This is a genomic window from Moraxella canis (genome assembly GCF_034424565.1).
GTDB lineage: Bacteria > Pseudomonadota > Gammaproteobacteria > Pseudomonadales > Moraxellaceae > Moraxella > Moraxella canis.
In genome coordinates, this window is the sequence record NZ_CP139961.1 from 1,358,468 (window position 1) to 1,384,235 (window position 25,768).

Sequence of the window (25,768 nt, forward strand, 5' to 3'; positions counted from 1 at the left end):
AAAATTATGGCTCGTACAACCCCTATTAGCCGCTATCGTAACATCGGTATCTCGGCACACATTGACGCAGGTAAGACTACTACTTCTGAGCGTATTTTGTTCTACACAGGTGTATCACACAAACTTGGTGAGGTGCATGATGGTGCTGCCACCATGGACTGGATGGAGCAAGAGCAAGAGCGTGGTATTACCATTACTTCTGCTGCCACCACAGCTTTTTGGTCGGGCATGGCTAGCCAATTTAAAGAACACCGTATTAATGTTATTGACACTCCAGGTCACGTTGATTTCACTGTAGAAGTTGAGCGTTCTATGCGTGTCCTTGATGGCGCTTGCATGGTTTACTGTGCAGTTGGTGGTGTACAGCCACAGTCTGAAACCGTATGGCGTCAGGCTAACAAATATAAAGTGCCTCGTTTGGCGTTCGTGAATAAAATGGACCGTACAGGCGCAAACTTCTTCCGCGTTGTTGAGCAAATGAAAACGCGTTTGGGCGCCAATCCTGTACCTATCGTTATTCCAGTGGGTGCAGAAGAAAGCTTTACTGGTGTGGTCGACTTGATTGAGATGAAGTCTATCATTTGGGATGAAGCTTCTCAAGGCATGAAGTTTGAATATGGTGAAATCCCAGCAGACTTGGTTGATACTGCCGAAGAGTGGCGCACCAACATGATTGAAGCTGCTGCAGAAGCATCTGAAGAGCTGATGGATAAATACCTTGAAGAAGGTGAATTATCAAAAGAAGACATCCTTGAAGGTCTGCGTATTCGTACTTTGGCGAGCGAGATTCAGCCAATGCTATGCGGTTCAGCGTTCAAAAACAAAGGCGTACAGCGCATGCTAGATGCTGTGATTGAATTCTTGCCAGCGCCTAATGATGTTGAAGCAATTAAAGGTATTTTGGATGATAAAGCTGAAACTGAAGCTTCACGTGAAGCGTCTGATGAAGCACCTTTCTCTGCACTAGCATTCAAAATCATGAATGACAAGTACGTGGGTAACTTGACCTTCGTTCGCGTTTATTCTGGTGTTGTTAAGCAAGGCGATAGTGTCTATAACCCTGTTAAGATGAAGCGTGAGCGTATCGGTCGTATCGTACAGATGCACGCAAACGAACAAAAAGAAGTTGAAGAAATCCGTGCAGGCGACATCGCAGCCTTGGTAGGTATGAAAGATGTTACTACTGGTGACACGCTGTGTGATAACGATAACATCATCACTCTAGAGCGTATGGAATTCCCAGAGCCAGTAATTTCTTTGGCGGTTGAACCAAAAACCAAAGCTGACCAAGAAAAAATGTCAGTTGCGTTGGGTCGCTTAGCGAAAGAAGATCCTTCATTCCGTGTACGTACAGATGAAGAATCAGGTCAAACGATCATTTCAGGTATGGGTGAGCTTCACCTTGACATTATTGTTGATCGTATGAAGCGTGAATTCAATGTTGAAGCCAATATTGGTGCGCCTCAGGTTGCTTATCGTGAAACGATTCGCCAATCGGTAGAAGTTGAAGGTAAATTTGTCCGTCAAACTGGTGGTCGTGGTAAATTTGGTCACGTTTGGTTGCGTCTTGAGCCGCTTGATCCTACTGGCGATGTTGAATATGAATTCAGCGAAGAAATCGTCGGTGGTGTGGTTCCAAAAGAATACCATGCAGCAGTTGACAAAGGTATCCAAGAGCGTATGAAAAACGGCGTTATCGCAGGATACCCAGTTGTTGGCGTCAAAGCCACTTTATATGATGGTTCTTACCATGACGTTGACTCTGACGAATTGTCGTTCAAAATGGCAGGTTCTATGGCGTTCAAAAAAGGCTTCCTACAAGCAAGCCCAGCGCTGCTTGAGCCTATCATGAAAGTTGAAGTAGAAACTCCTGAAGACTACATGGGTGACATCATGGGTGACTTGAACCGTCGTCGCGGTATGGTTCAAGGCATGGATGATCTGCCAGGCGGCACCAAGTCGATCCGTGCAGAAGTACCATTGGCTGAGATGTTCGGCTATGCAACACAAATGCGCTCAATGTCTCAAGGTCGTGCAACTTATTCAATGGAATTCTTGAAATACCAAGAAACTCCGAAGAACGTTGCTGACGAGATTATTAAGAAGTTTACAGCTAAGGACGATGACGAGTAATTCATCATCTGTTAGCGGTAGTGTATCACCAGATACCATCTGATGGTCAGATGGTATCGTAAATCAAATTTTAACAATGTTGCGATTTTTTCGTATGATCGCATATACTCGAGGAAACCATCATGGCAAAGGCCAAGTTTGAACGTGTAAAACCACACGTAAACGTTGGTACCATCGGTCACGTTGACCATGGTAAAACCACTCTAACTGCTGCTATCGCAACCGTTGCTGCTAAGCACCACGGTGGTGAAGCAAAAGACTACGCTGCTATCGACTCTGCCCCTGAAGAAAAAGCACGTGGTATTACTATTAACACATCTCACATTGAGTATGATACTGCGGCTCGTCACTACGCACACGTAGACTGCCCAGGCCACGCTGACTATGTTAAAAACATGATCACAGGTGCTGCACAGATGGACGGCGCAATCTTGGTTGTTTCTGCAACTGACGGTCCAATGCCACAAACTCGTGAGCACATCCTGCTGTCTCGTCAGGTTGGTGTACCATACATCATGGTATTCATGAACAAATGTGACATGGTAGATGACGAAGAGCTACTAGAATTGGTTGAAATGGAAGTTCGTGAACTTCTATCTGACTACGATTTCCCAGGTGACGACACCCCAATCATCAAAGGTTCAGCGCTAGAAGCATTGAATGGTTCAGATGGTAAATATGGTGAGCCTGCTGTTCTAGAACTACTAGACACGCTAGATTCATATATCCCAGAGCCTGAGCGTGACATCGATAAGTCATTCCTAATGCCAATCGAAGACGTATTCTCAATCTCTGGTCGTGGTACTGTTGTAACTGGCCGTGTTGAGTCAGGTATCATCCGTGTTGGTGATGAAATCGAAATCATCGGTATCAAACCAACTGCAAAAACTACCTGTACTGGTGTTGAGATGTTCCGTAAGCTGCTAGACGAAGGTCGTGCAGGTGAGAACTGTGGTATCCTACTACGTGGTACTAAGCGTGAAGAAGTTCAACGTGGTCAAGTATTGGCTAAGCCAGGTTCAATCACCCCACACACCAAGTTTGATGCAGAAGTATACGTGCTATCAAAAGAAGAAGGTGGTCGTCATACCCCATTCCTAAATGGCTATCGTCCACAGTTCTACTTCCGTACCACAGACGTAACTGGTGCCATCACCCTACAAGAAGGCACTGAAATGGTTATGCCAGGTGATAACGTTGAGATGAGCGTTGAGCTGATCCACCCAATCGCCATGGACAAAGGTCTACGCTTTGCAATCCGTGAAGGTGGCCGTACTGTTGGTGCTGGTGTTGTTGCTAACGTTAAAGACTGATTTATCTTCCAGTCATTAACCAGGCAATTGCCACAAAAACCAAACTCGAAAGGGTTTGGTTTTTTTTATGGAGGGGTGGTAGATTTTTTTTAGATTTGAGTATTAAATAAAAAATGTGCTGGTTAACCCAACACATTTTTTATTTAGAAGTTTGATCTTAGATAGTGAGGGCATCCAAATACTTTTCGGCATCAAGTGCAGCCATACATCCAGTGCCAGCGGATGTAATTGCCTGGCGATAGACATGATCAGCCACATCCCCAGCAGCAAACACGCCCTCAATACTGGTCGCAGTTGCATTGCCATTCAATCCACTATTAACAATAATATAGCCGTCTTGCATCTTAAGCTGACCTTCAAATAGCCCAGTATTTGGCTTGTGGCCAATAGCAACAAACAGACCCATAATGTCTAACTGTTTAACCGATCCGTCTTGGGTTGATTCAATGGTAAGCCCAGTAACGCCCATGTCATCCCCAGTCACTTCTTTGACCTGATGATTCCATTCAATCTTAATATTACCATTTTTAACTTTTTCAAATAATTGATCTTGCAGGATTTTTTCGGCGCGCAGGCTATCGCGGCGATGTATCAAGATGACTTCGCTGGCGATATTGGAAAGATACAGCGCTTCTTCAACAGCGGTGTTACCGCCGCCAACCACGGCAATTTTTTGATTCTTATAAAAAAAGCCATCACAAGTGGCACATGCAGATACGCCTTGACCCATAAACTTTTGTTCAGAATCGAGTCCCAAATACTGAGCAGTAGCGCCAGTAGCAATGATCAGCGCGTCACAGGTATAAGTACCGCTGTCTCCCACCAATGTGAAAGGGCGATTTTGTAAATCGACTTGATTGATGCTGTCATAAATGAGCTCTGTGCCAAAGCGTTCGGCATGTGCTCTCATGCGATCCATCAGACCATTACCAGTCAGACCATGCGCATCGCCTGGCCAATTATCCACCTCAGTGGTTGTGGTCAGTTGCCCACCAACTTGTAAGCCTGTAATGATGACAGGATTTAGGTTGGCGCGCGCAGCGTAGACTGCAGCAGAGTAGCCTGCAGGGCCTGAGCCTAAGATGATAAGGCGATGATGCTTTGACATAATTTCACTTCCTAATTAAACAACGATTTTATAAGTATATAAGGCTGCCACCCATAATTGCAAGTAAAAAGCCCAAATCATTGGGATTTGGGCTTTTGATACAACACGACTTACTTTAGATCATGCAACGATTAATCTAAAAATGCAAAGTGATCAATGTCCATCTGCATCATGGTCTCGCTTGGTACGGTCATGCTCTCTGCATGGGCTGAGCTGCGTGGTAGAAGTTTTTCAAAGTAGAATTCAGCTGTCTGAGTTTTGGCGATATAAAACTCTTTAGGCTGCTCACCGCCATTTTTGATTTTATCAAATGAAACGGCTGCCATGCGTGCCCAATGATATGCCATCATCACATAGCCTGAATACATCAAAAAGTCATCAGAAGCTGCTGACACGATGTCGCGATCTTTACGCGCGGTCAGTAGTAGGCGCGCGGTTAGCATGTTCCATTCAGCGCACAGTTTGGTCAGTACCCAGACATATTTGCGCATGTCTTTATCTAGGGCATACTCACCGCACCATTTCATAATGCTCGCGGTATAATCACGAATTGCTTTACCGCCACCATGCAGCAGTACTTTTCTGCCCAATAGGTCTAGTGCCTGTACGCCTGTAGTGCCTTCATACAGTGTCGCAATGCGCGCGTCACGAGCGATCAGCTCCATGCCTGACTCTTTGATGTAGCCATGACCCCCATAGATTTGCTGACCATGCTTAGCGGCTTCAATGCCAAGCTCTGTTAAGAAGCCTTTTAAAATTGGCGTATAAAAGCCCATCTTATCATCCCACTTTTTGATGGCAGCTTCATCACCTTTGGCAACCGCCTCAGCCAGTTTATCTGCATAGCGCGCGGTGTGATAGATCATTGAGCGAGCGCCTTCCACGAATGCTTTTTGGGTTAGTAGCATACGGCGGACATCAGCGTGATGGATGATGGCATCTGCCGGCTGATCTGGCTCTTTGGTGCCCGATAGTGCTCGCATAGAGCGGCGTTCTTTGGCATAAGGTAGGGCATTTTGGAAAGATAATTCCATATGCGCCAGACCCTGAATACCAGTACCAATACGCGCCGTATTCATGTAGGTGAACATCGCTTTTAAGCCTTTATTCGGCTCACCAATTAAGAAACCAGTGGCAGCATCAAAGTTGATGACACAGGTGGCAGATGATGAAATGCCCATTTTGTGCTCAATTGAACCACAGACAACCGCGTTTCTCTCGCCGACTTCACCATCAGTATTTGGTAGGAACTTCGGTACAATAAATAGTGAAATGCCTTTGGTGCCAGCAGGCGCATCAGGCAATCTTGCCAAGACAATGTGAACAATGTTTTCGGTCAAATCATGCTCACCTGCAGAGATAAAAATCTTACTGCCAGTGATTGCGTAGCTGCCATCATCGTTTGGCACCGCACGAGTTTTCATCTGATTTAGGTCAGTACCGCACTGCGCTTCTGTCAAACACATCGTACCTGACCACTCACCTGAGATTAGTTTTGGCAGATAGGTAGATTTTTGTTCGGCGTCGCCATACTGTAGAATCGTATTAACAGAGCCTGTGGTAAGGCCAGGATACATTGCCCATGGCCAGTTTGCCGTACCCATCATTTCTGATTTGATCAGATTTAAAGACATCGGCAAATTCATGCCGCCAAATTCTTCAGGATAGCTGATGCCTTGCCAGCCGCCTTCAACGAACTGCTGATACGCTTCTTTGAAGCCAGTTGGTGTGGTGACTTCGCCATCTTTGAAAGTACAGCCTTCGGCATCGGCAGGCTGATATAAAGGCGATAGCACATTTTCGGCAAAATCTGCAAAGCCTTCTAGAATCATATCCACCGACTCAGGATCTGCAGCGGCGCCATTGTCCAATGTTTTGTAATGCGCTTGATAGTCAAGCATTTCGTTCATCAAAAATTTGATATCGCGTAAAGGGGCTTTATAAGTTAACATGAAATATCCTTTTATTTCAATTTATAGGGCATGTGAGCACTCAAAAACTGCTTGAGATGCTTTCACTATACAGAGATTTTGCTGTTTATTAAAGGGTTAAAATGGTATAGATAACTTATTTTCATAATAACTAAGATTTATTATAATGATTAGTTATTCAACTGTACGAAATACCCTTAAAACAAACCATAAACTATCCACAGTCCCTTCAATGACTTCTTAATCTGTCTGATCACAGCTTACATGCACCGCCTTCGCAGCCTTCATCGTTGATGCTATCGACGCCACCTTCAACCGCGACGCCATCAAAGTCATCAAATAAATCCTCTAAATCATCAAACATCTCATCGGCTTGATTTTGAAGCTTTTCGGTCATGTCATTTCTCCAATTAAAGTTAAATAAACAGTCAATTTAAAATTCCACTTGGGATAAATCAATCGTCTCGCCAGTCCACAGCTCAAAAGACAGTTTTGCTTGATGGATAAGCATACCAAAACCATCGGATATCTTAGCGCCTTGTTTTTCAAAATGCGCCAAAAATTCCGATGGCTTGCCGTACATCATATCATAGGCAAAGCTAGCCGAGCAGCCGCCCAAATCAAGCACTTGCCCTGTGGTGGTGGCAGACGTGGCATTGATAATCACATCGAAGGCATCGGCGTTGTTTAAGTCCGATAGCGGCTTTGCGCTCAAACGATCAGAGTTAAAATCATCAATCAAGGCTTGGGCTTTTGATAAAGTGCGATTAAAAACAGTGATCTGTGAGCCAGTTTCTAAAAGTGGCAAGATCGCGCCACGAGTCGCACCGCCAGCACCGAGGATGGCGATTGTTTTATGTGCCAAATCCACATGCTGGGAGCGCAGATCAGCCACCAGTCCCCGCCCGTCGGTGTTATCACCATACAGCTGACCGTCTTTTTGCATCAGGGTATTCACCGCACCGGCACTGGCGGCGTAGCTGCTAAGCTGACCGCCATCTTTAACCAGCTGATAAGCCATTTCTTTAAAAGGCAGCGTGACATTTGCACCCACACCGCCGCCTGCAAAAAATGCAGACACAACCGCAGCAAAGCTTTCGGCGTCATTGGGGCAGTATTGTTTTTGATAATTGATAGGCAGCCCAACACTGCGCGCAAACGCAGCATGGATTTGGGGGCTTTTTGAGTGATTGATGGGATTGCCAATAACGATAAAGTGCTGCATGGGGCGGAGTTTCCGGTAGGCTAAAATGATCAAAAGCTAATTTTATCAAAATTCGCTACTGATGGGGTGGTGTCTATGGGCTTTTGTGTTAAAATTATTAAAATTTTGATTGATGGTAATGTCATGGCAAGCGACCAACCAAAAAAAACCCCCAGTGCTTCTCCCAAAAAAATCCGTAAAACTTGGCTGATATGGGCAGTTTTATTGGCAGTTTTGGTGGTGCTGTTTTTGACGTTTCGTCCAGTCGCTGATGAAGAATTGGTCGAAGATGATGGTGAGGTCAAGGTCTATGAGCCTGTCGTCTATGATACTGCCACATGGCAAAAGGCTGCCGATACAAGCAGCGATATTGAAGAGCTAAAAGCACAGCTTGGCAGCACTGCCACAACAGAAGAGGCGCTTGATTTTCATGGTAAGCGTGCGACTCGCTACCGCTTTAGCGCACCGCACGAATCGCCTTTTTATGTCATTGAGTCGCAGGAGTTTTTGGAGGTGGTTTGGTATTATGCCGCCCCTACCGATGATGAGGCAACCAAAGCGCAGTCCATCGACTTTGCCAAGCGTGGCTATCGCATGATGAGTATGCTTGATCCAAATACAGGCGCTCATGTGGTGCATCAAATACTCCAAGGCGTCGCCATGGGATCGCAGCGCATTGGTGCACTTGGTCTTGAGCAGGCGGATTGCCAAGACTACCGCTGCCAAATTATTTTGCATAAATAACTGTCTATGCCAAATTTTTATCGATATCTAGATCATGCTTTGGTGGCGACAGATGATCGCATGGATGAGCGAGCTTTTGCTTTTGGGGATGGATTTTTTAGTACCATCGGCGTGCACCAAGGTGAGATCCTTTTTGCTGAATTACACCGCGACAGAATCACGCATGGTTTGAGTATTTTTAAGCTTAATTTAGAAACTGATGAGATGATGACGGCTTTATGTCAGCTTGCCCATCACATGACAGAAGGCATGATCAAAATCATCATCACTCGACCCAAGCAAAGCGTACGCGGCTATGGGTTTTTGGCGCCGCAGCCTGCCCAAGTGTTTATTAAAGTCATGCCATCGGCAATTTATCCAGGCGTATCATTTGTCAAAGGCATACCCATTCAGCCCACAATGGCGCGCCAAATGGTCTGCTTGACGCACAAGTTATCCCACCGTCCACCGCACCTTGCCGGGATGAAGCTGATTGGCTCGATCGAGCAGGTGTTTGGGCATGCAGAGCTACTCCATCGTCAGCGAGCAGATGACAGCATCTTGGATGGTTTGGTTGCCAATGTGCATGGCGAGTGGATTTGTGCCACGATGGGGAATGTGTTTTATCGCCTTGGACAAGATTGGTACACGCCTTTGGTTGATAAATCGGGCGTGTTGGGGGTCATGCGACGCGCCGTCATCCAAAGCGGTCTGCTTGGTGATGTCAAAGAGCGTGTATTATCCGATGCAGATCTTGATTTGATTGACGGCTTAATCACGACCAACGCGGTTCGCGGCATGACAGCCATGTCAATGTTGAACGGGCGCAAACTTGCTCATACTTTTGGCTGATTTTATTGATCTGTCATGAGATGCGCTTTGAGATGTGAGCTAAATTTAGTGGCTATTTGTCATAAATTTTTGCTAAAATGAACAAAATTTATCGCAATGAAATCTTATGACAGCTCAAAAAAACCCCCAAAAACCCCAAAAAACACCAAACCATAGGCGTGCATCAAGACGCCCAAAAACTCACGCCACTTCGCACAATTCCCCGATCAAAACTGTACTTTTGATGATGGCTTTGGTTGCCACGCTGCTTGTGCTGTTTGTCGTGTATCAGTCGATTTATGCGACCACTGGACACCCAGAGCATGTGATCACAGTTGACAAAGGCGAGACTTATCACAGTCTTTTGAGTGAAGAGCCTTGGTCGGATGCGTTTTTGAGCTCGGCATTTGTGACCAAGGCATATGTGGCTCTTGCCACAGATAAGCCGCTACAGGCTGGCGGTTATCAGGTGCCAGCAGGTGCCAGCCTTGCTCAGATGGTGCGTATTTTAAGCGAGGGCGGAACGGCGACTGAATTTAGCTTGCGTATCATTGAAGGGAAGACGGTTAAGGATTTGTATCATGCCCTTAAGACAACCGACGGCGTGGCTTTAGAAGTGCTGACCCCACCTGCAGATGGTTATGGCTGGACGGATGTGGCGCGTGATAATGAGGCGGTGGCAAAGGCACTTGAGATTGAATCACCCAACGGAAATTTAGAAGGGATGTTTGCGCCAAATACTTATAAATTTGCGCATGGCACAACGGATTTGGCGATTTTAAAGCGCTTATATCAAGATCAACTGAATATTTTAAATGAAGCTTGGGAGTCTCGCGATGAGAACTTGCCTTATGAGACGCCGTATGAGGCACTGATCATGGCAAGCATCATTGAAAAAGAAACGGGGGTTGCACAAGAGCGGCAGATGGTTTCGGCGGTGTTTGTCAATCGCCTGCGTCAAGGCATGCGACTACAGACCGACCCAACCATCATTTATGGATTATTCGATCGTTATGATGGCAAGATTTATCGAAGTAATATTGCTGAAAAAACAGAGTATAACACCTATCAAATTGATGGCTTGCCGCCTACGCCCATTGCGCTGCCTTCGGCGGCTTCTATCAAGGCAACCATGCATCCAGCGGATACCGATGTGATTTTCTTTGTGGCGACAGGTAATGGAGGCCATACGTTTAGCCGCACCTACCAAGAACACCAAAAAGCTGTGGCAGAATATCGCGCTGTCATGCGCAGCAGTACTCAATAAAAGGAAGGGATATGCAAGGGCGATTTATCAGTTTTGAAGGCACTGAAGGCGTGGGCAAGACCACGGCGATCGAAGCGCTGATTGATCGGCTGGCAGATCGTGGTATTCAAGTCTTGCGCACGCGCGAACCTGGGGGTAGTGAGCTGGCTGAGCAGCTGCGCCAATTATTTTTAAATCCTGATACGGATATGAATGCCGATACAGAGATTTTGCTGATGTTTGCTGCGCGTAGCGATCATTTGCATCAGGTGATTTTACCTGCGATCAAGTCAGGTCAATGGGTGGTCAGTGACCGATTTTTTGATAGTACGGTGGCTTATCAAGGCTTTGGGCGCTACCAAGGAGACCAAGCGGCACTGGCTAAGATTGAGCTTTTGATTGAGCAGTTTGTGCCCATCCATCCTGATGTGACGCTTTGGCTTGATTTGGATGTGACCACAGGCATGCGGCGCGCCGCCAAACGCAGTGCTGCCGACCGATTGGAAGCCAACGACATCGCTTTTTTTGAGCGTGTGCATCAAGGCTTGGCATATCAGCACAGTCAGCACCCCAATCGCATTCACCGTATTGACGCAAATGGTACCGTGGCAGATGTGGCGGCACGGATAGATGCTGCTTTGGGTCTTGATTGATCGTCTCATGGCTTGATCTGCTTTTGTGGCGCTTTATTGACCGTTATCATCAGCTTTTGTAAAGTTTTGGTAAGATTTTGTCGCCAAAACAATCTTGACGGTAAGATAAAAATTGATGATACTTTGGCAAAATCACCGCTCGCTACGCTAAGGAATTTTTATGCGCAAAATCGCTCTGGCGCTGTGCACAGCCATGATGGTATCGACGCCTGCTTGGCTTACGCTAACACACGCTACCCAAGCACATGCCGCTCATCAAGTGGACTTTTCAGACTTGGTTGAGCGCGTCTCGCCAGGGGTTGTGCGTATCAGCATCACTAAAAATGTTGATCAAGAGACGCTGGCGCAGGCACGCGCTGTTGAATTACTCAAAGGATTTTTGGGCAATCAAGCCAAGCTGCCTGATATTCCAGTGATCGAGCATGGTTATGGCACGGGATTTTTTATTACCCAAGATGGTTATATTTTGACCAATCATCATGTGATCGAAAATGCTCAAACCATCACCGTTACCTTGCATGATCGCACTGAGCTTGATGCGACTTTGGTCGGTAGTGATGAAAGCTCAGACATCGCGGTGCTGAAAGTTTCAGGCGCTCATTTCCCTGCCTTACCTGTGGCTAAAACAGATACTCTAAAAGTTGGCGAACCTGTACTTGCCATTGGCTCTCCGTTTGGTTTTGATTATTCAGCCTCAGCAGGGATTGTCTCGGCAAAATCTCGTAATGTCAGCCGTGAGGCAGCCGTCCCCTTTATCCAAAGTGATGTCGCCTTAAATCCTGGTAATTCAGGCGGACCGTTGTTTAATCAGCACGGAGAAGTGGTGGCGGTCAATTCTTTGATCTTTAGTGGCACTGGCGGATATATGGGGCTGTCATTTTCCATTCCTATTGATGCTGCTATGGACATTTATCGCCAAATTCGCGAACATGGACGCGTCACCAGAGTGTATTTAGGCATCTCTGTTCAGGATGTTGATCGCAATTTGGCTGAAGCATATGGATTGTCCAGACCCCAAGGGGCGCTGCTCACTCGCGTAAATCCAGATTATCCCGCCAGTCAAGCAGGGCTTAAAGCTGGGGATGTGGTGCTAAGTTTTAATGACACTCCGATTGTCCATGCCCATGATTTATTAAATCAAATCAATCGCGCCAAACCCAATGATTCTTTTGTGCTGACCTATCAGCGTCAAGGGCGCCAATATACCGCATCAGGCAATTTTGGTGATGCTCAAAATGACATTGCCTCCGAATCCAAATCAAAAAATACTGATGGCGTGCGTTTGGGTGTGCGCTTAAGATCGCTTAATGCAGCCGAGCGGCGTACATTGAGTCGCTATGGCGTTAATGGCGGCGTGATGATTACTTCGGTGGATCTGGTGGGCCGAGCTGCGCGCGCTGGCATCAGTCCTGGTGATGTGGTTGTTGGGTTAAATCATCAACCCATCCGCGATATTGAAGAGTTTGCCGCTGTTGTCGCCCAGCTGCCAAAATCGGGCGTGGTAGCAGTGCAGCTGATTCGCCAAGGTACGCCTGCTATTATTGGGCTGCGTATCGATGACTAAACGATGTTTAAAGTGTGCCTGACGATCAATGACTTAAACCGACCAAGCCAGATCATAAAATAACTGTAAAAATGTCATCTAAATGTGATAAACTACAAAAGATTATTCTGCTTGTTAAAATCTTAGCTAAAGCAGCTCCAATCATCTTCATCATAACTAAAAGTATTCAGCAAGGTGTCTTATGACAGATGCGTATCAACAAATCAAATCAACATTAAAAGGTGTAATGACCGCTTTGGTGACTCCCATGAAGCCAGATGGCTCGGTGGACTATGATACGCTTGCCCGTCTGATAGATTGGCAGATTGATGAAGGAATCAATGCCTTGGTAGCGGTGGGCACCACTGGAGAGTCAGCGACCCTTGCGATGGATGAGCACATCGATGTGATTCGCTTTTTTGTGAAACAAGTCGCAGGGCGTGTCCCAGTCATCGCAGGCACTGGCGCTAACTCAACCCATGAGGCGATTGCTCTGACCGCTGCTGCCAAGCAAGCAGGCGCTGATTTTGCTTTATTGGTTGTGCCATATTATAACAAACCAACCCAAGAAGGGATGTATCAGCACTTTAAGGCGATTGCTGAGGCGGTGGATATTCCTCAGATTTTATACAATGTGCCTGGTCGCACGGTTGCTGATTTATCTGAAGAGACAGTGAGCCGTTTGGCGGATATTGATAATATCGTGGCAATCAAGGACGCCACGGGCGATCTTGAGCGTGGCATTAGCTTGATTCGCCGAGTGGGCGAGCGATTGGTGGTATTATCAGGTGATGATCCAACCGCGCTTGAGCTGATTAAATATGGCTCAAAAGGCGATATTTCTGTCACTTCTAATATCGCACCTAAGGCGATGAGTCAGGCGTTTGAGCTGGCGCTTGAAGGTCGTTTTGATGAAGCCTGCCAAATTCATGACACAGTCGTTCATCTACACCGTGATTTATTCATTGAATCCAGTCCACAGCCTGTCAAATACGCCTTGAATAAGATGGGTAAAATTGATAAAGGCATCCGCTTGCCGATGGTATGGCTTTCTGAACAATATCACGAAACCATTGATAATGCACTAAAAAAAGCAGGCTTGCTTTAGTTTGAGCCAATGCTTGCTTAACTGCGAATAAATAGGGGCAATGCCCAGACACAAGACAAAAGTGGAATGTTTATGAAATTTTTAAAAATTACTGCCGGTGTGTTGATGGCGAGCGTCGTGCTGACAGGCTGTACAGCAACCAAAAATATTCTGTCAAAGCGTGATAATGGCAGCTTAGATTATCGCGATGAAAAAAAATTGCCGCCCATTCAGCTGCCAGCTCAGCAGCCAGCTGCAGAATTCACCCCTTTATATCATACGCCAGATTCGGTGAGTCAGTTGCCAGATTTTATCAATGACTCAGGCAAGCAGTACCAACTGCCAAGACCACCGAGCGTTAGGTAATATAGCTCAAAGCTTTGGATGACTTTTATTTATTAATCAAACGAGATTACCATGCAAAAACAAGCGCTACTTTATACCGGAAAAGCCAAATCAGTTTATGAAACTGATCATCCTGACTATTTAATTCTACATTTTCGCAACGATGCCAGCGCATTTAATGGCGAAAAAATGGAAAGCCTTGATCGTAAAGGCATGGTGAATAATCGCTTCAATGCTTATATCATGCAAAAGCTTGCCGATGCAGGCATCGAAACGCACTTTGAAAAGCAGCTTTCTGATGACGAAGTTTTGGTAAAGCGCCTGAAAATGATTCCTGTAGAAGCCGTTGTGCGTAACTATGCCGCTGGCGGTTTGATGAAGCGCTTGGGATTGTCCGAAGGTTTGCCATTATTGCCACCAACTTATGAGCTGTTCTATAAGGATGATGCGCTTGGTGATCCAATGCTGAGTGAATCAACCGCCATTGCACTAGGCTATGCCACAGCTGATGAGCTTGCCCAAATGCAAAGCCTAACTTTAAAGGTTAATGAAGTATTATCAAAATTATTTGATGAAGCTGATTTGATGTTGGTGGATTTTAAATTGGAGTTTGGACTATTCCAAGGTCGTGTGGTGCTTGGTGATGAATTTTCGCCAGATGGTTGCCGCTTGTGGGATAAACAAACCAAGAAAAAACTTGATAAAGATCGCTTCCGCCAAGGTTTGGGCGATGTGGTTGAAGGCTATGAAGAAGTTGCTCGCCGCATCGGTGTGCCTTTGTGATCATTTGAAGATTTTGAAGACAAAGCCATGTATTTTCAGATGTATAAAATCGTCACCTATATCCCAGAATCCGATCTAGAAACGGTAAAAACCGCGATGTTTGAAGCTGGGGCTGGTCATTTTGGTCAATATGAGCACTGCAGCTGGCAGACATTGGGCGTGGGTCAGTTTCGCCCCTTAGAAGGCGCTAATCCAGCAGTGGGCGAAATCGGTCAGGTCAGTCAAGTCTCTGAATGGAAAGTGGAGATGATGGTACCTGAAAATAAGCTGTATGATGTTGTTGAGGCTTATAAACAGGCACATCCTTATGAAGTACCTGCCTATGAAGTCTATCAGACGGTAGATATTGAAAGCGATTAAGCCTGTCAAATTAACATTGTTCAGCCAATCTTTAATAAGCCTTTGGAAATTTTCAAAGGCTTATTTGTTATGACCCTGTTAATCGCTGCGCTCAGTGACACCTTCTTGCACGCGATCTTCGATGACTTGCGCTAATATTTCATAAGTAGGGCTTTGGGTGTCTAGCACGGCTTGCCAAGCGTGAATCGCATCATGGCGATAGATATGACCATGCCCTGGCGGAGTGTTGCTTGATGCTGGCATATCTAAGCTCAGCTCCCAAAGGCTCAAAATAGGCAGCCAAAGCGGCATACGAGCAAGATCTCGCCCTGCCGGCTCGCTCATCCAATCTGGACGGCGATAGAGCATCTCGGGCGACCACCAGACAATCGGATCAGATGCATATTGCACAAAGACAATGCGCGGCGGCTGCCAATTTTCATAAAGATGTCCTTGAGGATGACCTTGCGCACTTAGCATTTCTGGATAATCCATAAACCGCACATGCCGTCCCCCATCGATAATGGGCAAATTCTCAGGGGTGCTATCTGCACGCATCTTAACCAAATTTGACCAAAGCTCGCTAAGTCGTGGCGTACCGACCCAGACAGCACCATCAATGCTTGATATCAGTTCATTGTAATCTTGAAAATTGCTTTGGGTGGCAAAGGCGCCCAGCGATTCACCAGCCAAATAAAGCTTGGGGCGGTGTTTGGGATCGAGTTTGGACAGTCTATTTTGAATGGCTTGATATAATCGCTGGTTGGCATCACTGGAGGCTTGCCTATCAACAATGAATGAAATTTGGCTTGGTAAATAAGAATACTGGATGGAGATGCTGGCTATATCGCCATCGGTCAGATATTCTGCCGCTAAGCTGCTGTATTCTTCAACCCAGCCACGACCTGTCGCGCCATGAATGACCAAGTGTGATCGCTGCCATGCACCTGTTCTGTCCATCTCTTTAAGGGCTAATGCCACCAGTGCGTCTGCATCACTGGTGACGGATTCTTCATGATCAAGCCCAACAAAGACACGGATGGGCTCCAAAGCAGGCTTGCCAGTGACTAAAGAAATGTCAGCTGCACTTGGACCAAGTGAGACAAAACGCTGACCATAATGTCCAAGCGCCTGCCATGGCTGAGTTGAGACGCCATCAACGCCTGAGCGGTTGGGCGTGGTGGGTGCATTCAAAGACTCAGGCTCTGTCAAATCAAGCTCAAGGGCTTTTTGGGAGATGAATTGCAAGGCGGGACGCCATACATAATGACGCGTCAGCCCTATCAAAACTGAGCCGACCAATGCAGTGACCAAAACCCAGGTGATCACGCGAATCGGCAATGCAAGTTTTGGAGCAATCAGATTCACCAGCCACTCAATCAAAACAATAATCCATCGACCTAATACAATGATCCCAAGCCAGCCCAACACCCCAATCACCACGCCAAGAGCCGTAAGGTACAGCGGCTCTTTGGGCATATCCATCAAGTCACGCATGGTTTGCATGATCTGCCACTGATAAAATGTCATGGCAACCAAACTCAGCAGTCCAATGAAAGTAATGGGTAAACGGTATTTGCTCAAAACGGTGATCTTTGGGCGATTTAGTGCAAGACAAATCAGATTGATGACATGATGAATAAATTTACCCACAGCATAGCCAACCGATCCAGAGACCGCACAGCAAACGGCTTGTATCAACCATGAGCGCGGCAGTAACATGGGCGTCATGGAGATATAAAAACAGACAAACCCCAAAATGAGCCCAAAAATACTCAATGTATGAAAAAACAACCAAGGTGAGGCGATGGGATGGTGGGATGGTACGTTGGCACTGGATGGCAGCTTCATAATAACCCAAAAATGACAAAATAAAGACACAGATTTTATCATTTTAATTAAATAAAAAATAAAAGAAATAAAAAACTTTGTTGTAAAAGCGTTAATGAATTTTAGGTTTTTAAGCCCAATTTTTTATGCTATGATAGACCAATTTTTATAAAAATTTTGGAAGTATCATGTCAACTTTGCTGAGTCATCACGAGTATCTTCGCCTCAAAAGTCAGGGCTTTAGTCATGTACCCTTGATCAAAAAACGTCTTATGGATGACGCCACGCCTGTATCGGTTTTTGCCAATATCAGACAGCTCAATCCCAAGGCATATTTGTTCGAGTCGGTGGTTGGCGGTGAGCGGTTTGCGCGTTACTCGATGATTGGTCTGGGCAAGGGGGTGTATTTTGAATACCAAGATGGCGTCATGCGTGTAGGGTCGGAGCTTGTGGGTACGGTATCAAGCACCAAGACCGATCAGCCGTTTGATGAGATTCGACGCTTTATGGGGCAATTTAAAATGCCCACCAAAGACGATGTGCCAAATTTACCAGTCTTTAGTGGCGGTTTGGTGGGGTATTTTGGGTATGATTTGATACGCACGATTGAGCCAACAGTTGGGCATTCTGGCGCACCCAATCCTTTGAATTTACCTGATCTTTGGCTGATGCTTTCTACAGAGGTGGTGGTCTTTGATAATCTTGAGCACACACTTTCTATTGTGGTCTATGCCAACTGTGATGTTGAAAACGGCTATGAAGATGCGCTCAGTCGCTTAACGAATATCGAAAATGCCCTGAATCAAAAGCCAGATCTGACCACCAAAGTGCAACCGATACCAAAGTTTGTGTCAGCCACAGGCGAGCAAAAATTCTGTGATGATGTCCAAAAAATCAAAGACTACATCTTGGCAGGCGATGTGATGCAAGTCGTGCCTGCTCAAAGATTGTCAGCCGATTTTGAAGGAGATGCGCTCAGCGTGTATCGAGCGCTGCGTTATTTAAACCCATCGCCGTATCTATTTATGCTGCATGGTGAAACTTTTGGTGCAGCCAAATCTCCGTTTGATATCATTGGCGCTTCCCCTGAGATCTTATCGCGCATCGAAAACGGCACAGTGACGGTCAGACCATTGGCAGGTACACGCCGGCGTGGCAGTGATATGGATGAGGATCTGGCGCTTGAGCATGAGTTATTAAACGATCAAAAAGAGATCGCAGAACATCTGATGCTCATTGATCTAGGACGTAATGACATTGGGCGCGTCTGTGAGATCGGTTCGGTTAAGGTGACGGATAAGATGTTCATTGAGCGCTACTCACAAGTCATGCATATTGCCAGTAATGTCGAGGGACGTGTGCGCCAAGATGTGGATGCTTTGGATGTGTTTTGCGCGACTTTTCCAGCAGGCACCTTGTCCGGCGCTCCAAAAATCCGCGCCATGCAAATCATTGATGAGGTTGAGCCGGTGCGCCGCACCGTTTTTGGTGGGGCGATTGGATATCTGGGCTGGCATGGTAATATGGATACTGCCATCGCGATACGTACAGCCGTCATGAAAGATGGTCAAATCCACGTACAAGCTGGTGCAGGTGTGGTGGCAGATTCGGATCCTATGGCTGAATGGGATGAAACCAACAAAAAAGCTTTAGCCCTTGTTAAAGCAGTAGAAATGGCGTGTAGAGGGCTTGAGATTTAGAGCCTGGCATAATTTCTATAAATTTAGGGTCGTTAATTCCGACCCTAAATTTTAAATTTCAATATGTACAGTTTCTATAGGCTCTAAAAAGTTTCCTGATTGCGTTGACCGCCATAACTTACCTGGTAATTGCTCAATAATTTGATCATCTTCTACCAGTTTCACAATGGCTTGACTTAGTATAATTTAACTTCATTTGAATAACAGAAAAACACGGAAAACACTTGTATATTTCCATTTTTGATAGGGTAAATAATTATTGCCACATCATCAATTATTAAATGAAATACAAAATATCCGAATATGCAAAACTCAACAAAGTAACCTATCGCACTGTATGGGCATGGGTAAAAAGTGGCAAGGTACAATCCGAACTAACAACCACTGGATGGATATTGATTGTTGATAATGAGGTGCGTAAACAAACCGTTGTTTGTATCTACTGCCGTGTTTCATCAAGCGAAAATAAAAGCAACCTTGATAGTCAAGCCGATAGAATGATTGCTTATGCCAATGCTCGTGGCTATAAAGTTGATAAGGTAATTAAAGAAGTGGGTAGTGGTTTAAATGACAGTCGTAAGAAACTCATAGACCTACTCAATGACAAAACAGTCGATGTCATTATTGTCGAACATAAAGACCGATTAACACGCTTTGGCTTTAACTACATTAAAACCTTGCTTGCTATGCAAAACCGTAAAATAGAAGTGGTTAATCAAGTGATCGATGAAAGAGAAGACTTAATTGCTGATTTTACTTCAATCATCACTTCATTTTATGCTAGGATTTACGGACAAAGAAGAACCAAACGCAAAACCGAACAACTTATTAAAAAATTGCAGGACAAATAAACTGCCATGTACTTAACTCACACAATCCGCATTAAACAAAACCACAAGCATTACAAAATGCTTGATGACTATGCGTTTTTGTGTAAAAACCTATTCAATGTAGCAACCTATCACAACAGACAAGCCATCATTACAAATAACAAAACGCCAACCGCTTTTAATCTCATCAATCAACTCACTCAAGAAAAACAAGGTGATTATATTGCTATGCCTGCCAAAGTTGCACAGCAAGTAATTAAACAAGTTTCTCAAAACTTTGGGTCTTTTTGGGCGGTTATTAAAGCCTATCATAAAGACAAATCCAAGTTTTTAGCTCGTCCTAAATTACCAAAATATTTAGATAAAACCAAAGGACGAGCTAACATTATTTTTACCAAACAAGCAGTTTCTAAACGTGATTTGCAAAAAGGCATTTTAACCCTTTCAAGCTATTTTGATACACCATTGTCTTTTGAACTTGGCAAACTTAAAAACATCATCAATTTTGACAACATACAAGAAGTCAAAGTTGTCAAGATTGCCAATGGTTATGATATTAAAATCACTTACAAAACAGACAAGCCAATGCCTAAACCCAATAATGGGCGTTATTTAGCGGTTGATTTAGGTTTAAATAATCTTATAACCGCTGTTAGCAACACAAACAATACGCCTTTTATTGTTACAGGTAAGACTGTAAAATCTGTTAATCAATTTTTTTAATAAAATCAAAGCTAAGCTACAGGGTGAAAAAGACAAATTTATTCACCTTGCCAAGCAAAGCAATAAAATCATTCCACAGATTAACTGCATTAACAAACAATTAAATAAGTTATCATTTAAACGTAATAATCAAATCAATGATTATTTACATAAAGCAAGCCATTATCTTATCAACCACGCAGTTGCCAACGAGATAACAACGATTGTTATCGGTTATAATCAAGATTGGAAACAAGGGATAAATATTGGTAAAAGAAACAATCAAAGTTTTGTCAGTGTGCCTTTTGCAAGATTGGTACAAATGATACAGTATAAAGCTAAATTACAAGGCATTGATGTGATTGTTGCTGAAGAAAGTTATACAAGTAAATGTAGCTTTCTTGATGATGAACCCATTGCTAAACAAGTTAATTATCAAGGTAAACGTGTTAAGCGTGGTTTATTTAAATCAAGCAATAACACGCTTATCAATGCTGATGTCAATGGTGCTTACAATATTTTAAGAAAAGTAATTGGGAAGTTTGATTACAACCCAATAGTGGTGTGTAGTACGCCTAAGATGATTAATCCATTAAAGGCTAATTCTTAAACTTAAATTTCCGTGTTTTTCCGTGAAATTTGGAACTATAAATACTTAATGGGACAGGTTGTGTCCATTTGAATAAAATGATTCAATTTTTATGCGTTATTTTAAGTATGAGCAACGATCGGATTATTTGAACATAAATAATTTATAAAAATCAATAAGTTATAAAAATTCTCGGTGATTTGGATTAAAATTTTAAAAAAAAGCTTGCACATTCTCAAAAATTTGCTATTATATGCACCACTTAGGAAATACACCGCCGGCTTAGCTCAGTTGGTAGAGCAACTGACTTGTAATCAGTAGGTCGCCAGTTCGATTCCGGCAGCCGGCACCATTCCTAAAAATATTAGGTTAAGCCCATAAAATGGGCTTCATCTTTTACCAGACCAGTAAAAGAATACCTATCAAACTTGGTGGGGTTGGGGAGCGGTCAAACCCAACAGACTGTAACTCTGTCGCGAAAGCTTCGAAGGTTCGAATCCTTCCCCCACCACCATTATTCCCTACCTAGGTATACTACCCTGCGGGTGTAGTTTAGTGGTAGAACCTCAGCCTTCCAAGCTGATGGTGCGGGTTCGATTCCCGCCACCCGCTCCATATCACTCAAGTTTGCTCTTGTAGCTCAGGGGTAGAGCACTCCCTTGGTAAGGGAGAGGTCGCGAGTTCAATTCTCGCCAAGAGCTCCATATTTAGAATCCTTAGATACTTCTAAGGATTTTTTATTGGGGATTTTTTGGTGTTTATGATCATATGGCGTACATAGTCAACATGATTTGGTTTATGTCGCAATAAAGGTCAGCAGCGGCTAGTTTGATTATTTCATTAAGATGGCTTAATTAAGACATTATGATGAAATAAAAGGATTTAAATGTATTTCAATCAAAAATCTTGTATGCTATAATGTGTCAGGATATGGTTTTGAATTTATTTATATATTTCAAAATCGTGGTGTTTAATTAACAATGAGGAAACCATCATGGCAAAGGCCAAGTTTGAACGTGTAAAACCACACGTAAACGTTGGTACCATCGGTCACGTTGACCATGGTAAAACCACTCTAACTGCTGCTATCGCAACCGTTGCTGCTAAGCACCACGGTGGTGAAGCAAAAGACTACGCTGCTATCGACTCTGCCCCTGAAGAAAAAGCACGTGGTATTACTATTAACACATCTCACATCGAGTATGACACAGAAGCTCGTCACTACGCACACGTAGACTGCCCAGGTCACGCTGACTATGTTAAAAACATGATCACAGGTGCTGCACAGATGGACGGCGCAATCTTGGTTGTTTCTGCAACTGACGGCCCAATGCCACAAACTCGTGAGCACATCCTGCTGTCTCGTCAGGTTGGTGTACCATACATCATGGTATTCATGAACAAATGTGACATGGTAGATGACGAAGAGCTACTAGAATTGGTTGAAATGGAAGTTCGTGAACTTCTATCTGACTACGATTTCCCAGGTGACGACACCCCAATCATCAAAGGTTCAGCGCTAGAAGCATTGAATGGTTCAGATGGTAAATATGGTGAGCCTGCTGTTCTAGAACTACTAGACACGCTAGATTCATATATCCCAGAGCCTGAGCGTGACATCGATAAGTCATTCCTAATGCCAATCGAAGACGTATTCTCAATCTCTGGTCGTGGTACTGTTGTAACTGGCCGTGTTGAGTCAGGTATCATCCGTGTTGGTGATGAAATCGAAATCATCGGTATCAAACCAACTGCAAAAACTACCTGTACTGGTGTTGAGATGTTCCGTAAGCTGCTAGACGAAGGTCGTGCAGGTGAGAACTGTGGTATCCTACTACGTGGTACTAAGCGTGAAGAAGTTCAACGTGGTCAAGTATTGGCTAAGCCAGGTTCAATCACCCCACACACCAAGTTTGATGCAGAAGTATACGTGCTATCAAAAGAAGAAGGTGGTCGTCATACCCCATTCCTAAATGGCTATCGTCCACAGTTCTACTTCCGTACCACAGACGTAACTGGTGCCATCACCCTACAAGAAGGCACTGAAATGGTTATGCCAGGTGATAACGTTGAGATGAGCGTTGAGCTGATCCACCCAATCGCCATGGACAAAGGTCTACGCTTTGCAATCCGTGAAGGTGGCCGTACTGTTGGTGCTGGTGTTGTTGCTAACGTTAAAGACTGATTTATCTTCCAGTCATTAACCAGGCAATTGCCACAAAAACCAAACTCGAAAGGGTTTGGTTTTTCTTATGGAGGAGTGGTTGGATTTTTTTAGATAAAATACTTGCAAAAAATAAAAAGTTTGCTATAATAGCAGTCCTTAACACCCTAGGCGATTGGCTCAATTGGTAGAGCATCGGACTCCAAATCCGAGGGTTGGGGGTTCGAGTCCCTCATCGCCTGCCATCTTATTCTTCATACCATTCTTTTAACTTCATAAAAATTGGTCATTCCAAGGCAAGTCCCTGCATGAGCGATAATAAAGACAATTTGGATATCCAATCTGAAACTTCAGCATCTGGCTCACGACATACCAAAACCCCAATCACCGTTTCAAAAGAGAGTGTGGTAGAGGTTGCTAAAAAGCGTTCACCAAAAGATATGCTTTTGTGGTTGGTTGCCATCATCGCCATGATTTCAGCAACTTTGGTGTCTCAATATTTGCCAAGGTATTGGGCGCCTGCCAATAATGTTTGGACGCAGATTGCTATTACGGTAAGCTTGGTTGTATTTGGCTTTATTTGTCTGGCATTTACCAATCAAGGATCGGCTTTCAAAACATTGTTAAAAGATGCGGGTATTGAGCTGCGCCGTGTGACATGGCCAACCAAAGATGAGACTGTTCGTTATACTTGGCAAGTGATTTTGATGATGATTGTTTTTGGAATTATCATTTGGTTGTTGGATATGTTCTTTAGCTACGTTGTTGGCTTTGTTATTTAAGTAATTAAAAAAGGGTATAAAATGCGTTGGTATATCATTCAAGCGTTCTCTGGTTATGAAAATCAAGTTCAGCGTTCTTTGATTGAGCGCATTAAGCGCAGTGAATTTGCCGATAAGTTTGGTGATGTGCTTGTACCGACTGAAGAAGTTGTTGAAATGCGTGAAGGCAAAAAGCGCACAACGCAGCAAAAACTTTTCCCAGGGTATGTCCTGATCAATATGGAAATGAACGAAGATACTTGGCATATTGTCAGATCTTGCCCAAATATCACAGGATTTATCGGTGGTACACCAGAGCATCCTGCACCAATTACTCAGATTGAAGCGGATCGAATCTTAAATCGTATTAATAAAACTGGTGATGCACCACGTCCAAAAACCATGTTTGAGCCTGGCGAAGAGGTGTTGGTCATTGACGGTCCATTTACAGATTTCAAAGGACTTGTTAAGAAAGTGGATTATGATAAGTCAAAATTACATCTGACCGTCAGCGTATTTAATCGCCCAACTGAAGTTGAACTTGAATTTAATAAGGTTGAAAAGATTAATTAATTACCGTATAATATGCGGTTTCGGCTCTGGGTACTGGTCTAGAGCTTGTTATTAACCTGGGGAGCTATTTAGCGTTATTACCCGTTATTGGAGAGATTCTCATGGCAAAGAAGATTGATGGCTACATCAAGCTACAAGTGCCTGCCGGTAAGGCAAATCCATCGCCACCAATTGGTCCAGCATTGGGTCAAAAAGGCGTGAACATCATGGCATTCTGTAAAGAGTTCAACGCTGCTTCTGCAAATATTGAGCCAGGCTTGCCTATTCCTGTTGTAATTACCGTTTTTAATGACAAGTCATTCACTTTTGTGATGAAATCTCCTCCTGCGGCGGTTTTATTGCGTAAAGCAGCAGGTATTGCAAAAGGTTCAAGCACTCCTAACACGTCGAAAGTTGGTACTGTTAACCGTGATCAACTTGAAGAAATCGTAAAAACCAAGCAAGCAGATCTAACCGCTGCTGAACTTGAAGCGGCAATCCGTACCATTGCAGGAACTGCTCGCTCAATGGGTATTACTGTGGAGGGTGTGTAATGGCTAAGCTAACTAAGCGTCAACAATTAATTAAAGATCGTGTGGACAGCAACAAGCTATACACCATCGAAGAAGCCGTTGCAATTTTGAATGATTTGCCAGCAGCAAAATTCAAAGAGTCAATTGACATCGCTATTAACTTGGGTGTAGATCCACGTAAATCTGACCAAGTTGTTCGTGGCGCAACCAATCTACCTGCGGGTACTGGTAAAACTAAGCGTATTGCAGTATTTGCACAAGGCGCTGCCGCTGATGCTGCTAAAGAAGCAGGTGCTGATGTCGTTGGTTTTGAAGACCTAGCAGAAAGCATCAAAGCTGGCAACATGGATTTTGATGTTGTGATTGCATCACCTGATGCGATGCGTGTCGTAGGTCAGTTGGGTACCATTCTTGGTCCACGTGGTTTGATGCCAAACCCAAAAGTTGGCACTGTCACTGCTGACGTCGCTACTGCAGTAAAAAATACTAAAGCAGGTCAGGCTCAGTATCGTGTTGATAAAGCAGGTATTATTCATGCTTCTATCGGTCAGGTTGGCTTTACTGCTGAGCAAATTGAGCAAAACGCAACAGCTTTATTAAATGATCTTAAGCGTGCTAAACCAGCAACTTCTAAAGGTATTTATATCAAGAAGATCACACTGTCTAGCACCATGGGTCCTGGTATCGCAATTGATCCAGTACCACACCGCGTTAATAAGTAATCAATGCGTTGGGTTAAATTCTAATATTTAACTTGATTTTAAAATTTTATTGATTATAATAATGCAACTTTTGATGGCTAAAATCGATTTTAGCCATCAAAAAAGTTTAACAATTTAATATTTATTAGTTCAGCACAACGGGTTGT

General features: G+C 44.2%; 25 protein-coding genes and 5 tRNA genes. 25 read left to right on the forward strand and 5 right to left on the reverse strand.

What is annotated here, in order from left to right; genetic code table 11:
* Nucleotides 1–6: 6 nt before the first annotated feature.
* Both fusA and tuf (U0021_RS06140) read left to right on the forward strand, forming a co-directional pair.
* Complete coding sequence (gene fusA, locus U0021_RS06135; RefSeq protein ID WP_114801179.1) at nt 7–2,133, forward strand: elongation factor G; 2,127 nt, start codon at nt 7–9, stop codon at nt 2,131–2,133.
* Nucleotides 2,134–2,255: 122 nt separating this feature from the next.
* On the forward strand, nt 2,256–3,446 hold the full coding sequence (tuf, locus tag U0021_RS06140) for an elongation factor Tu (RefSeq protein WP_078256771.1): 1,191 nt from the start codon (nt 2,256–2,258) through the stop codon (nt 3,444–3,446).
* A 157-nt stretch (nt 3,447–3,603) separates the two neighbouring features.
* Here tuf (U0021_RS06140) and trxB read toward each other — a convergent pair whose 3' ends face one another.
* From trxB to aroE, 4 genes are all read right to left on the reverse strand, one after another.
* Nucleotides 3,604–4,554, reverse strand: coding sequence for a thioredoxin-disulfide reductase (gene trxB / locus U0021_RS06145; RefSeq protein WP_114800994.1), 951 nt, complete (start codon nt 4,552–4,554; stop codon nt 3,604–3,606).
* A gap of 131 nt (nt 4,555–4,685) precedes the next feature.
* Nucleotides 4,686–6,506: an acyl-CoA dehydrogenase C-terminal domain-containing protein gene (locus tag U0021_RS06150; protein WP_049237893.1), complete on the reverse strand. Its 1,821-nt coding sequence runs from the start codon at nt 6,504–6,506 to the stop codon at nt 4,686–4,688.
* Nucleotides 6,507–6,738: 232 nt separating this feature from the next.
* Nucleotides 6,739–6,882: a hypothetical protein gene (locus U0021_RS06155; RefSeq protein WP_205276573.1), complete on the reverse strand. Its 144-nt coding sequence runs from the start codon at nt 6,880–6,882 to the stop codon at nt 6,739–6,741.
* A 36-nt stretch (nt 6,883–6,918) separates the two neighbouring features.
* Complete coding sequence (gene aroE / locus U0021_RS06160; RefSeq protein ID WP_114800993.1) at nt 6,919–7,710, reverse strand: shikimate dehydrogenase; 792 nt, start codon at nt 7,708–7,710, stop codon at nt 6,919–6,921.
* A 123-nt stretch (nt 7,711–7,833) separates the two neighbouring features.
* On the opposite strand from aroE, the gene U0021_RS06165 reads away from it, so the two are divergent.
* From U0021_RS06165 to U0021_RS06205, 9 genes are all read left to right on the forward strand, one after another.
* On the forward strand, nt 7,834–8,433 hold the full coding sequence (locus U0021_RS06165; RefSeq protein ID WP_114800996.1) for a hypothetical protein: 600 nt from the start codon (nt 7,834–7,836) through the stop codon (nt 8,431–8,433).
* A 6-nt stretch (nt 8,434–8,439) separates the two neighbouring features.
* Nucleotides 8,440–9,264 carry an aminotransferase class IV gene (locus U0021_RS06170; protein WP_114800992.1) on the forward strand — a complete coding sequence of 275 codons (825 nt, stop codon included), beginning with the start codon at nt 8,440–8,442 and terminating at the stop codon, nt 9,262–9,264.
* Nucleotides 9,265–9,370: 106 nt separating this feature from the next.
* Complete coding sequence (gene mltG, locus U0021_RS06175; RefSeq protein WP_114800991.1) at nt 9,371–10,510, forward strand: endolytic transglycosylase MltG; 1,140 nt, start codon at nt 9,371–9,373, stop codon at nt 10,508–10,510.
* Between the two features lie 11 nt (nt 10,511–10,521).
* Nucleotides 10,522–11,142, forward strand: coding sequence for a dTMP kinase (tmk, locus tag U0021_RS06180; RefSeq protein WP_114800990.1), 621 nt, complete (start codon nt 10,522–10,524; stop codon nt 11,140–11,142).
* A gap of 160 nt (nt 11,143–11,302) precedes the next feature.
* A complete protein-coding gene (locus tag U0021_RS06185) occupies nt 11,303–12,706 on the forward strand; it encodes a Do family serine endopeptidase (protein WP_227538734.1) in 1,404 nt (467 codons plus the stop codon).
* Between the two features lie 181 nt (nt 12,707–12,887).
* Nucleotides 12,888–13,793: a 4-hydroxy-tetrahydrodipicolinate synthase gene (gene dapA, locus U0021_RS06190; protein WP_078255472.1), complete on the forward strand. Its 906-nt coding sequence runs from the start codon at nt 12,888–12,890 to the stop codon at nt 13,791–13,793.
* Between the two features lie 72 nt (nt 13,794–13,865).
* The gene (locus tag U0021_RS06195; RefSeq protein ID WP_114800989.1) at nt 13,866–14,138 is read left to right on the forward strand and encodes a hypothetical protein; all 273 of its coding nucleotides are present in this window, start codon (nt 13,866–13,868) and stop codon (nt 14,136–14,138) included.
* Between the two features lie 51 nt (nt 14,139–14,189).
* Nucleotides 14,190–14,900, forward strand: coding sequence for a phosphoribosylaminoimidazolesuccinocarboxamide synthase (gene purC / locus U0021_RS06200; protein WP_064611342.1), 711 nt, complete (start codon nt 14,190–14,192; stop codon nt 14,898–14,900).
* 39 nt (nt 14,901–14,939) lie between these two features.
* The gene (locus U0021_RS06205) at nt 14,940–15,260 is read left to right on the forward strand and encodes an NGG1p interacting factor 3 protein, NIF3 (protein ID WP_049237912.1); all 321 of its coding nucleotides are present in this window, start codon (nt 14,940–14,942) and stop codon (nt 15,258–15,260) included.
* A gap of 78 nt (nt 15,261–15,338) precedes the next feature.
* Here the strand turns inward: U0021_RS06205 and U0021_RS06210 are convergent, their stop codons facing one another.
* Nucleotides 15,339–17,090, reverse strand: a complete 1,752-nt coding sequence (locus U0021_RS06210) for an alpha/beta-hydrolase family protein (RefSeq protein WP_162816824.1) — start codon at nt 17,088–17,090, stop codon at nt 15,339–15,341.
* A gap of 167 nt (nt 17,091–17,257) precedes the next feature.
* Here U0021_RS06210 and U0021_RS06215 point away from each other — a divergent pair, with 167 nt between their 5' ends.
* The 14 genes from U0021_RS06215 to rplA all read left to right on the forward strand — a co-directional run bounded on the left by U0021_RS06215 (nt 17,258) and on the right by rplA (nt 25,622).
* Complete coding sequence (locus U0021_RS06215) at nt 17,258–18,769, forward strand: anthranilate synthase component I family protein (protein ID WP_078255469.1); 1,512 nt, start codon at nt 17,258–17,260, stop codon at nt 18,767–18,769.
* Nucleotides 18,770–19,050: 281 nt separating this feature from the next.
* Complete coding sequence (locus U0021_RS06220) at nt 19,051–19,620, forward strand: IS607 family transposase (protein ID WP_114800987.1); 570 nt, start codon at nt 19,051–19,053, stop codon at nt 19,618–19,620.
* Between the two features lie 57 nt (nt 19,621–19,677).
* Entirely contained in the window at nt 19,678–20,322 is a 645-nt protein-coding gene (locus U0021_RS06225; RefSeq protein WP_162816823.1) for a transposase, read from the forward strand.
* A gap of 40 nt (nt 20,323–20,362) precedes the next feature.
* The gene (locus U0021_RS06230; RefSeq protein WP_264756311.1) at nt 20,363–20,911 is read left to right on the forward strand and encodes an RNA-guided endonuclease TnpB family protein; all 549 of its coding nucleotides are present in this window, start codon (nt 20,363–20,365) and stop codon (nt 20,909–20,911) included.
* A gap of 255 nt (nt 20,912–21,166) precedes the next feature.
* Nucleotides 21,167–21,242: transfer RNA gene (locus U0021_RS06235), tRNA-Thr, on the forward strand.
* A 78-nt stretch (nt 21,243–21,320) separates the two neighbouring features.
* Nucleotides 21,321–21,404, forward strand: a tRNA-Tyr gene (locus U0021_RS06240).
* 27 nt (nt 21,405–21,431) lie between these two features.
* Nucleotides 21,432–21,505, forward strand: a tRNA-Gly gene (locus U0021_RS06245).
* 14 nt (nt 21,506–21,519) lie between these two features.
* A tRNA-Thr gene (locus U0021_RS06250) sits at nt 21,520–21,594 on the forward strand.
* Nucleotides 21,595–21,884: 290 nt separating this feature from the next.
* Nucleotides 21,885–23,075 carry an elongation factor Tu gene (gene tuf / locus U0021_RS06255; protein ID WP_049237885.1) on the forward strand — a complete coding sequence of 397 codons (1,191 nt, stop codon included), beginning with the start codon at nt 21,885–21,887 and terminating at the stop codon, nt 23,073–23,075.
* A 148-nt stretch (nt 23,076–23,223) separates the two neighbouring features.
* Nucleotides 23,224–23,299, forward strand: a tRNA-Trp gene (locus tag U0021_RS06260).
* 63 nt (nt 23,300–23,362) lie between these two features.
* On the forward strand, nt 23,363–23,836 hold the full coding sequence (secE, locus tag U0021_RS06265) for a preprotein translocase subunit SecE (protein ID WP_114801243.1): 474 nt from the start codon (nt 23,363–23,365) through the stop codon (nt 23,834–23,836).
* 21 nt (nt 23,837–23,857) lie between these two features.
* A complete protein-coding gene (nusG, locus tag U0021_RS06270; protein ID WP_064618493.1) occupies nt 23,858–24,388 on the forward strand; it encodes a transcription termination/antitermination protein NusG in 531 nt (176 codons plus the stop codon).
* A gap of 101 nt (nt 24,389–24,489) precedes the next feature.
* Nucleotides 24,490–24,921 carry a 50S ribosomal protein L11 gene (gene rplK / locus U0021_RS06275; RefSeq protein WP_049237827.1) on the forward strand — a complete coding sequence of 144 codons (432 nt, stop codon included), beginning with the start codon at nt 24,490–24,492 and terminating at the stop codon, nt 24,919–24,921.
* A complete protein-coding gene (rplA, locus tag U0021_RS06280) occupies nt 24,921–25,622 on the forward strand; it encodes a 50S ribosomal protein L1 (protein WP_327037432.1) in 702 nt (233 codons plus the stop codon). The genes rplK and rplA overlap by 1 nt, the downstream gene beginning before the upstream one ends.
* Nucleotides 25,623–25,768: the final 146 nt, after the last annotated feature.